11 protein-coding genes are annotated in these 9,647 nt (G+C 34.0%); 9 read left to right on the top strand and 2 right to left on the bottom strand.

Annotated features, from left to right (window positions below):
• Positions 1 to 658 precede the first annotated feature (658 nt).
• Entirely contained in the window at positions 659 to 1,786 is a 1,128-nt protein-coding gene (locus SAGCYANO_RS04745) for a calcium-binding protein (RefSeq protein ID WP_202219016.1), read from the bottom strand.
• Between the two features lie 746 nt (positions 1,787 to 2,532).
• Between SAGCYANO_RS04745 and SAGCYANO_RS49935 the strand changes: the two genes are divergently transcribed.
• The 8 genes from SAGCYANO_RS49935 (at position 2,533) to SAGCYANO_RS04715 (ending at position 6,076) form a co-directional block, all read left to right on the top strand.
• Complete coding sequence (locus SAGCYANO_RS49935; RefSeq protein WP_375339864.1) at positions 2,533 to 2,862, top strand: DUF1802 family protein; 330 nt, start codon at positions 2,533 to 2,535, stop codon at positions 2,860 to 2,862.
• The gene (locus SAGCYANO_RS49930) at positions 2,834 to 3,094 is read left to right on the top strand and encodes a DUF1802 family protein (protein WP_375339865.1); all 261 of its coding nucleotides are present in this window, start codon (positions 2,834 to 2,836) and stop codon (positions 3,092 to 3,094) included. The genes SAGCYANO_RS49935 and SAGCYANO_RS49930 overlap by 29 nt, the downstream gene beginning before the upstream one ends.
• A gap of 491 nt (positions 3,095 to 3,585) precedes the next feature.
• Complete coding sequence (locus SAGCYANO_RS44105; RefSeq protein ID WP_237395799.1) at positions 3,586 to 3,831, top strand: alpha/beta fold hydrolase; 246 nt, start codon at positions 3,586 to 3,588, stop codon at positions 3,829 to 3,831.
• Positions 3,832 to 3,881: 50 nt separating this feature from the next.
• Entirely contained in the window at positions 3,882 to 4,190 is a 309-nt protein-coding gene (locus SAGCYANO_RS44100) for an alpha/beta fold hydrolase (RefSeq protein WP_237395798.1), read from the top strand.
• A gap of 157 nt (positions 4,191 to 4,347) precedes the next feature.
• Positions 4,348 to 4,665 (top strand): alpha/beta fold hydrolase, encoded by a 318-nt coding sequence (locus SAGCYANO_RS04730; RefSeq protein ID WP_202219014.1) that lies wholly within the window; start codon positions 4,348 to 4,350, stop codon positions 4,663 to 4,665.
• Between the two features lie 165 nt (positions 4,666 to 4,830).
• Complete coding sequence (locus SAGCYANO_RS04725) at positions 4,831 to 5,145, top strand: alpha/beta fold hydrolase (protein WP_202219015.1); 315 nt, start codon at positions 4,831 to 4,833, stop codon at positions 5,143 to 5,145.
• A gap of 154 nt (positions 5,146 to 5,299) precedes the next feature.
• The gene (locus tag SAGCYANO_RS04720) at positions 5,300 to 5,617 is read left to right on the top strand and encodes an alpha/beta fold hydrolase (protein ID WP_202219014.1); all 318 of its coding nucleotides are present in this window, start codon (positions 5,300 to 5,302) and stop codon (positions 5,615 to 5,617) included.
• Between the two features lie 144 nt (positions 5,618 to 5,761).
• Entirely contained in the window at positions 5,762 to 6,076 is a 315-nt protein-coding gene (locus tag SAGCYANO_RS04715; RefSeq protein WP_202219013.1) for an alpha/beta fold hydrolase, read from the top strand.
• A 179-nt stretch (positions 6,077 to 6,255) separates the two neighbouring features.
• Here SAGCYANO_RS04715 and SAGCYANO_RS04710 read toward each other — a convergent pair whose 3' ends face one another.
• Positions 6,256 to 8,094 (bottom strand): serine/threonine-protein kinase, encoded by a 1,839-nt coding sequence (locus SAGCYANO_RS04710; protein ID WP_202219012.1) that lies wholly within the window; start codon positions 8,092 to 8,094, stop codon positions 6,256 to 6,258.
• A 735-nt stretch (positions 8,095 to 8,829) separates the two neighbouring features.
• Here SAGCYANO_RS04710 and SAGCYANO_RS04705 point away from each other — a divergent pair.
• Positions 8,830 to 9,549: an HAD hydrolase-like protein gene (locus tag SAGCYANO_RS04705; protein WP_202219011.1), complete on the top strand. Its 720-nt coding sequence runs from the start codon at positions 8,830 to 8,832 to the stop codon at positions 9,547 to 9,549.
• Positions 9,550 to 9,647: the final 98 nt, after the last annotated feature.

Genomic DNA, 9,647 nt, shown 5'->3' with positions numbered 1-9,647 from the left:
TAATTGATAATTGATAATTAAAGAGTTAGAGAATTCTTTCATTATCCATTATCCACTATCCATTATCCATTAATACTATTTCCTTATATTCAATTCCGTAACGGTTAAAACCCGAGGTAATTATCAATTATCCATTATCAATTATCAATTAATGAACCGATGTCCTAACTATAGTAGTGACTGCTCTAGTATTGAAAAACGGGCGTTGCTGATTTTGGGTATGATTTTGCCCCCCGAGCAAGCCAATTTTGGGGGAATAAAACTCTAAAGTCCCCGTGATCCCCCTCCCGTCCCCCTTGGAAAGGGGAAGCCAGATGTTGCTGCGCTTTTTGTTGAATGGGGGATGCGCGGGGGCGAAGGCGAGAACCAAACAATCGCACATTCATACTTCATATCATGTCCGAACGCAATCGTTTGTGTAAAAGTTAGCGTAAATATCTACAGGGAATTTAAGTTTTTTTTCTTGCTCTTTCTTAAGTTTTTCTGTCTATTCCCTATTCCCTATTCCCTATTCCCTACCTTTCCTATACAATACCGATGCTACCGGACATGATATCAATTCAGCAACGCCGAAAAACGAATATAGAATAGGGGAGAAAGGTAGAAAAATGCTTCCCTACTCCCCCACTCCCTACTCCTCAACCAGACGTAATAAAATTTAGATAGTTTCAAAGTCATCACCAGTAATATCTGGATTACCCTCTAATTGCAGGAATTGTATAGCATTATTGTCCGCGTCAATATAGTACATCAAACCTTGCTCTGAGTCGTAGACTAGATTAGCATCTTGATTTTCAGCAAATTCAGCAAGAGTAGTAAATTCATCAGGGTTGAAAGTACCACCAGGCCCAATTAACTCGCGGAAGCTATCAGCATCAAGCTGTATCTTGTCTTCTCCTGGAGTAAAGTCAGTGAGAGTATCTACTCCAGAGTCTCCAGGAACAAAATTGTTGAGAGTATCGAAACCAAATATCTCAGTTCCATCTGCAATAAATGTCTCCGACTCGAAAAACTCAAAACGGAAAATATCTGCTCCTTGACCCCCTCTTAGCAGGTCGTTACCTCCACCACCCTCAATTAGATCGTCCCCTTTACCTCCGAAAACCAGATCATCGCCCCCTCCACCTCTAACCGTATCATTACCACGGTTTCCCGAAACTAGATCGTCTCCTTCTTCTCCAGCAACTAAATCATCATCTCTACCACCGTAGACACTATCATTTCCACTACCGCCTCTGACATTATCAAATCCCCGATCGCCAAAAACTAGGTCGTCTCCTTCCTCACCTCTGACCAAGTCATTATCTTCACCTCCAAATATAGTATCATTCCCGTCACCACCTCTAACCGTATCAGACCCTTGGTTACCATGAAGTTCATCATCTCCTTTATCTCCACTAACCCAATCATCATCTTTTCCTCCATAGATGGTATCATTACCTTTTCCGCCAAATATAGTATCAGACCCACGGTTACCGTGAAGTTGATCATCTCCTCTATTTCCGCTAACCCAATCATTATCTCTTCCTGCATAGACAGTATCATTATCTCTTCCTGCAAATATAGTGTCTTCCCCACCTCCACTTTCAATCAAATCATCTCTATCAAGACCTAAAATCCAATCCATGCCATTTGTACCAGACAGCGATTCGTTGCTATTGTCAGGAGAGTCAACTATAGCTGTTGCATCATCACCAATTTCAGCAGGATCGCTTGGTGGTTGATTAATCATAGGTTCTTCGTCGCCGAAATCTGGAATTATTGGATTAGGAGTAATTTCTGACATAGTAATTTTTGATTTATTTTAATTAACTAAGATTGATTTTTGGATTGAAACAGTAACATTTATTCAGCTATAACTTCGGAAAAAATATATATTTTTACATTTATTCCAGTATATTTTTCAAGGATTTATACATCAAAAAACCGTGCCTTAAATAAAATAAGACAAATGTATTGACATATATTTTTAGTTATTAATTAAGCCTAAATTATGATTTTTGTAGAGTAGATGTTTGATTGCCTAGTTTTATTTTAGTATCTATAAATTGAAAATTAATTTCAAATAAATACTATTTATTTATCATTTTTAAGGTGACATATAAATAGATATTTCATCATCTTATTTTGTTCCGATATTTATAAAAATCACAAAATATACCTAGAGTTTTAAGTTTACTTACTTAACATAAAAAAGTGGTGTATAAAACTTGTAGATACATTCCTATTCTTTAATTTTTTTCTCCTCATCCCACTTTAAAATGAGGAAAAAGAGTATATTTCTAGATACTTGATAAATCTCCTCCGATCATTCTTCTAATATTTCTCGCAATTTCCGGATAATTTATTCAAGTTATACCAAAGTAAATCTTTCTATTTTCCCTACTCCCCTACTCCCCTACTCCCCTACTCCCCCACTCCCTACTCCCCTACTCCCCTACTCCCCTACTACCCAGCTTAAGAATAGGAAGGTTAGTTTTATAATAAATAACTAGATTACATATCACTATCAATTACTGTAAATAGATAACTATGGAAACTATTACTGCTGCTCTTAAGGAGTGGAATATTGCTATTAATGCTTTAGAAAAAGGTCAAACAATTATGTTGTTAAGAAAGGGTGGTATTCGGGAACAAGGAGGTCGTTTTACTGTTGCGTATAAACAGGTATTACTCTATCCAACTTTTGAACATCAACAGCCAGATTTACTTAAGCCAGAATATGCAACTCAGGTGCAAACTGTAGATTCAGGTTGGCATCCTGAGAAGATTAAAATTAGTAGTTTTGCTGAGATTACTCATATTTTGCCAGTGAGTGATGAATCTATCTTAAATAAGTTGTTTTTATCATATTTGGAATGAAAAATTTGTCAGCGATCGCCTAAAATGGAAACCCCAACAACCACTTTATCTTTTACTTTTAAGAACTTATAAACTTTCCCAAAACTGTGAGATTTTTTATCGTCGCGAATATGGAGGTTGTCGTTCCTGGATAGAGTTAACTCAACCAATTAATATTACTAATTCAGTTCCTGTTTTTACTGATGATAATTATCAGAGATTATCCGCAGAAATTTGTCATATTTTGACCTAATAATTAAGATTTAAAGTTTATTTTTCAAAGAATAAAGAAAGAAAAAATTATTTTCGCCAATCCTCTTCTTTTCAGGAGAGGTAATTATTAATTAGGGTTTGCGTATGGAAAGTCTTTTTGCTGGGGTAGGAGACAGGAGACAACCCACCCCTAACCCCGACCGTGGAGGGGAAGACAGGAGACAGAATAAATGGGAATTTAGAGGAGGTAGGAGCTAAGTTTTGTAAGAATGATTTTTCTGCCCAACTATGCGCCTAAAATACTAACTTTTTGAGCGTTTTAGACGTGATACCATGCACTTTTTCAAGGCCCCAAAAATGCTAAAGTTTTTATATGTCAATGCTTTTAGATTTAATCAGCAATCCCTAATTATGCCAATTAATATAGTAAATCTTAATCTTAATCTTCGTTCCCTCAAACTCCAGATACAACTTTGTACCTAATCAAGTTACAAACTACTGTAAGATAATGAAATTATCATCAATCAAACTATGAATACCAATATTAATTCTCAATATATAAATCTGGAAAACGCCCGGATTCATTATCTTGAAACAGGTCCAACAAATTCGGTTAGTGTACTTTTGTTACATGGGGCAAGTTTTAGCGCTCAGACATGGCAAGAAATTGGGACTCTTGAACTTTTAGCCATGACAGGTTATCGAGCAGTTGCTGTAGATATTCCTGGGTATGGTCGTTCTAAAAGAACATCAGTTTCTAGCTTAAGTTTTTACTAGAATTATTAAATATTTTAAAATTAAATCTTCCAGTTTTAGTATCTCCTTCTATGAGTGGAAGTTATAGCTTACCTTTTGTGATTAATCATGGAGATAAATTAGCTGGTTTTGTAGCAATTGCAACCGTGGGAATTCAACGTTTTCAGACTCAATTAGAAGGAATTAAATTACCAACATTAGCTATTTGGGGAAGTAACGATCGCATAGTACCTTTAGCACAAGCAGATTTGTTAGTAAAACTAATGCCAAATTCTCAAAAAGTTATTTTAACTAATGCTGGTCATGCTTGTTATATGAAAGAAACAGAAGAATTTCACGAACATTTCATGAAATTTATTGAAAGCTGTAGAAGTGAGTAATTTATATTAATATGTAGGGGATAATTGAAAGAAAATTTTAAATGCTTAAACCTGAATTAATTTCTATGATTAAATACCCCTACTATAGTAATTAACTGATAACTGAAATGACCTCCTAACTTTTAACTTTTAACTTTTAACTTTTGACTTTTAACTTTTGACTTCTCATTGTGGAAGTTATAGCTTACCTTTTGTGATTAATCATGGAGATAAATTAGCTGGTTTTGTAGCAATTGCAACCGTGGGAATTCAACGTTTTCAGAATCAATTAGAAGGAATTAAATTACCCACATTAGCTATTTGGGGTAGTAACGATCGCATAGTACCTTTAGCACAAGCAGATTTGTTAGTAAAACTAATGCCAAATTCTCAAAAAGTTATTTTAACTAATGCTGGTCATGCTTGTTATATGAAAGAAACAGAAGAATTTCACGAACATTTCATGAAATTTATTGAAAGCTGTAGAAGTGAGTAATTTATATTAATAATTAATATGTAGGGGATAATTGAAAGAAAATTTTAAATGCTTAAACCTGAATTAATTTCTATGATTAAATACCCCTACTATAGTAATTAACTGATAACTGAAATTACCTCCTAACTTTTAACTTTTAACTTTTGACTTTTAACTTTTAAATGCATGACTTCTCATTGTGGAAGTTATAGCTTACCTTTTGTGATTAATCATGGAGATAAATTAGCAGGTTTTGTAGCAATTGCAACCGTGAGAATTCAACGTTTTCAGACTCAATTAGAAGGAATTGAATTACCCACATTAGCTATTTGGGGAAGTAACGATCACATAGTACCTTTAGCACAAGCAGATTTGTTAGTAAAACTAATGCCAAATTCTCAAAAAGTTATTTTAACTAATGCTGGTCATGCTTGTTATATGAAAGAAACCGAAGAATTTCACGAACATTTTATGAAATTTATTGAAAGCTGTAGAAGTTAGTAATTTATATTAATAATTAATATGTAGGGGATAATTGAAAGAAAATTTTAAATGCTTAAACCTGAATTAATTTCTATGATTAAATACCCCTACTATAGTAATTAACTGATAACTGAAATTACCTCCTAACTTTTGACTTTTAACTTTTAAATGCATGACTTCTCATTGTGGAAGTTATAGCTTACCTTTTGTGATTAATCATGGAGATAAATTAGCTGGTTTTGTAGCAATTGCAACCGTGGGAATTCAACGTTTTCAGAATCAATTAGAAGGAATTAAATTACCAACATTAGCTATTTGGGGAAGTAACGATCGCATAGTACCTTTAGCACAAGCAGATTTGTTAGTAAAACTAATGCCAAATTCTCAAAAAGTTATTTTAACTAATGCTGGTCATGCTTGTTATATGAAAGAAACAGAAGAATTTCACGAACATTTTATGAAATTTATTGAAAGCTGTAGAAGTGAGTAATTTATATTAATATGTAGGGGATAATTGAAAGAAAATTTTAAATGCTTAAACCTGAATTAATTTCTATGATTAAATACCCCTACTATAGTAATTAACTGATAACTGAAATGACCTCCTAACTTTTAACTTTTAACTTTTAAATGCATGACTTCTCATTGTGGAAGTTATAGCTTACCTTTTGTGATTAATCATGGAGATAAATTAGCTGGTTTTGTAGCAATTGCAACCGTGGGAATTCAACGTTTTCAGAATCAATTAGAAGGAATTAAATTACCCACATTAGCTATTTGGGGTAGTAACGATCGCATAGTACCTTTAGCACAAGCAGATTTGTTAGTAAAACTAATGCCAAATTCTCAAAAAGTTATTTTAACTAATGCTGGTCATGCTTGTTACATGAAAGAAACAGAAGAATTTAACGAACATTTCATGAAATTTATTGAAAGCTGTAGAAGTTAGTAATTTATATTAATAATTAATATGTAGGGGATAATTGAAAGAAAAATTTAAATGCTTAAACCTGAATTAATTTCTATGATTAAATACCCCTACTATAGTAATTAACTGATAACTGAAATGACCTCCTAACTTTTAACTTTTAACTTTTGACTTTTGAATTTTGAATGCATGACTTCTCATTAAGGATGAATACTACCGTCAGGCATGATCGCACCTTTGAGGTCAGTATCTCGAATATTTGCACTGTCCAGTTTAGCACCCCGAAGATTGACCCCACGAAGATTTGCACCTCGTAAATAAGCTTTGCTGAGATTAGCATTCGTAAGATTCGCACCCCGTAAATCGGCACCTTCGAGAGAAGCTTCCCTGAGATTAGCATTCTTCAAGTAGGCACCCAGTAAATTAGCATTTTTGAGATTACTACCTTCGAGATTAGCACTTTCGAGATCGGCATTTTCTAAATTCACACTACGATAACCATGACCTTTGTATCCTTCGAGTACAGCATCTTTAAGATTAGCCTGTTTTAACTTAGCACCCTTGAGATTAACACCATCTAACTTGGCATTCTTCAAATTCGCATTTTCGAGATCGGCATTCTCTAACTCAGCACTAAATAAATTTGCGTATCTGAGTTTAGCATTTTTCAGGTTAGCGTTTTCTAACTTCGCATAACCAAGGTTAGCTCCCCACAAATTAGTATCTCGAAGATTTGCTTGAGTCAGGTTCACATTCCACAGATTAGCATACCCTAGATTAGCACTCCAGAGGTTTGCAGACTGTAAATTTGCGTATCTGAGTTTAGCACCTCTCAAGTCAGCATTTGATAAATTAGCATCTGAAAGATTAATACCTCCCAAACTTGCTTTCCATAGATCGGCATCTTCGAGGTTAGCATTATTGAGGTCAGCACCTTCTAGACTAGCATCTTTAAGGTTGACATTTTTCAAGTTTGCATAAGCTAAGTTAAAATTATTCAACTCACACCGAGGACACTGACCCGTTTGCAATAAAACTTGCTGTAAATGCTGCTTTCTCGCATTAGAACGAGATATTTCTAGCTCTATCCGAGAATTTAACCATTTATTTTCACCCCAGGTTGTTAGTGCTGCTATGGTACTAGAAACTATTAGGCACAAACTAATTGTTGCTACCCCAGCAAATATTTTCCTAGTTTTTTTCCTACCAAATTGCATTGCTTCAGTTTTCATATCTCCTGCATTTTCAATGCCTTTCAGCATTTTGAGAGCAATCTCAGCATTTTGGAAGCGATATTTTAAATTTGGTTCCAGCATTTTTTCTAACCAATTAACAAATGCTGGTTCTAGTTTTGGCAACAACTTTTTAAAATTAATTCGATAGTTATCATCAATTAATTTGCCGATATCACTAGATTTTGTATTAGTTAATAAACAGATTAAAGTTGCACCTAAACTGTACAAATCAGATGCTTTTGTGAGTTCCCTGTTGAACAATTGTTCTGGTGGCATAAATCCTAAAGTGCCTTTAACTGCACTACTAATTGCTACATTACCATCCCCACTGCGAGCAAATCCAAAATCAACTAGGTAAACTTTTAGTTGAGTAACGTTGCGTTCAACTAAGATATTTTCTGGTTTAATATCCCGATGAATAATAGGTGGTACTTGCTTTTGTAGATAAACTAAAACTTCTAATACTGCTTGAGCAATTTGTTTAACTTCCGCTACTGTCCAATGCTGTCTTGGGTCAAGAGAGGGGGCATTTTTATACTCTTGTACTAAACAAAAGCCATTTTCTGTTTCAAATGAATCTAGATAACGTGGAATACTAGGATGATTGATTTGTTGCAGTAGTTCAATTTCTCGATGATAACTATCATATTCTGCCCAATTGGCAAATTTATATTGTTTAGTTACAACAGGTGTTTTTGTCCTAGTATCAGTTGACAAATAAGTAATACGACCCCCATTTTGATTACAACCTAGTTCCTGTTGAACTTGATAACGTTGGTTAAAAAACTCTGGCAGATTCGTCATAATTAGTAATTTTTTTAGACCTTTGATACTTTGGACAGAAAATTGAACTTTAAATATTGTATAGCAATATGATTTTAATTGTGAGATATTGGAGATTTTTAGGCAACAGCTCCGGAAAGCAACAGGCAACAGAGAAGAAGAAAAAAACAAATATATATGAGTCAGATAACTGTATTCTATACTTTAAAGGAACATCTCAATTCTCACATCTGATTCGGTGAATGCTATAGCTTTGAATTAATAGTTATAGTAGAAGAAAGAAGGAAGAAGGAAAAATCTTGCTTTGCCTGAGTTTTAAGTTCTCGAACTGTCCTAACTTTTTTAATATTACTCATCAGTCTTCCCAATATCTTATTTTCAGTTATCATCTCCTATAAATTTAAATGAAAAATTAATCAAGAGACTTTTCTGAGGACATCTCTATAAAACAACGAGCAAAAAAAGGCTTATTTCATTAATTGATAATTGATAATGGATAATTGATAATTACCTCTGGTTTTAACAGAAACGGAATTGAATATAAGGAAATATTATTTCTTCTCTTGGTCGATTGGATATGGTTAGGAAACCAATCCATCCCACCCTTCGGGAAGCTACGCAACGACCGCTTTTTTCCCCTTAAAAGGGGAGGCTTTAAACCAGAATTATTTAATAATTAATAATTAATAATTAATAATTCGGTAATTTATGGAAATATCTATTATAGTTTTTATATTAATTCTAAACAATTTACTTATGTCAAAAGTTCAATTAGTTGTCTTTGATATGGCAGGTACGACTGTCAAAGACCAAAATGAAGTCCAAAATTGTTTTTTAGAAGCTGCTGCAAGTACAGGACTTGATGCAAAACCAGAACGTGTAAATTCAATGATGGGATGGTCGAAAAAATTAGTGTTTCAAACACTTTGGCAAACACAAATAGGTCAAGAACATCCTGATTATTCCACTAAAGTTGAAACTTCTTTTACTAAATTCAAAGAAATCCTGGAAAATCACTATAAAACTCAGTTGGTCGAACCAACAAAAGGGTGTTTAGAAATTTTTACTTGGTTGCGATCGCAAAATATAAAAATTGCTTTAACAACTGGATTTTATCGAGAAGTAACTAACATTATCTTACACCGTTTAGGATGGGATAAAAATTTGAATAGCGATTATATTGGAGACAACAAATCAATTATTCAAGCCTCTATTACTCCCACAGAAATTTATAATAACGAAGGTCGCCCGACACCTTACATGATTCAAAAAGCCATGTACAAACTAGGGATAAAAGACTCACAAACTGTGATAAAAATTGGGGATACTCCTTCTGACTTAGAAGCAGGAATTAATGCTAACTGTTTATATACTTTTGGTGTAACAAATGGTACTCATACAAAAGAACAATTAGCACAATACCGCAATGATGGATTACTCAATTCACTCTTAGAGTTAAAGCAATTTTGGAGTTGATGAGGTCATTTCAGTTATCAGTTAGCCTCCTCCGGAGGAACTGCGTTAACAGTACCTCTGCAATAAGGAGGCTTGACATAAGGAATATTCTCTTTCTC

This window comes from Okeania sp. KiyG1 (genome assembly GCF_014132355.1).
Taxonomy (GTDB): Bacteria; Cyanobacteriota; Cyanobacteriia; order Cyanobacteriales; family Microcoleaceae; genus Okeania.
This window is presented reverse-complemented; position numbering and strand designations above follow the sequence as displayed.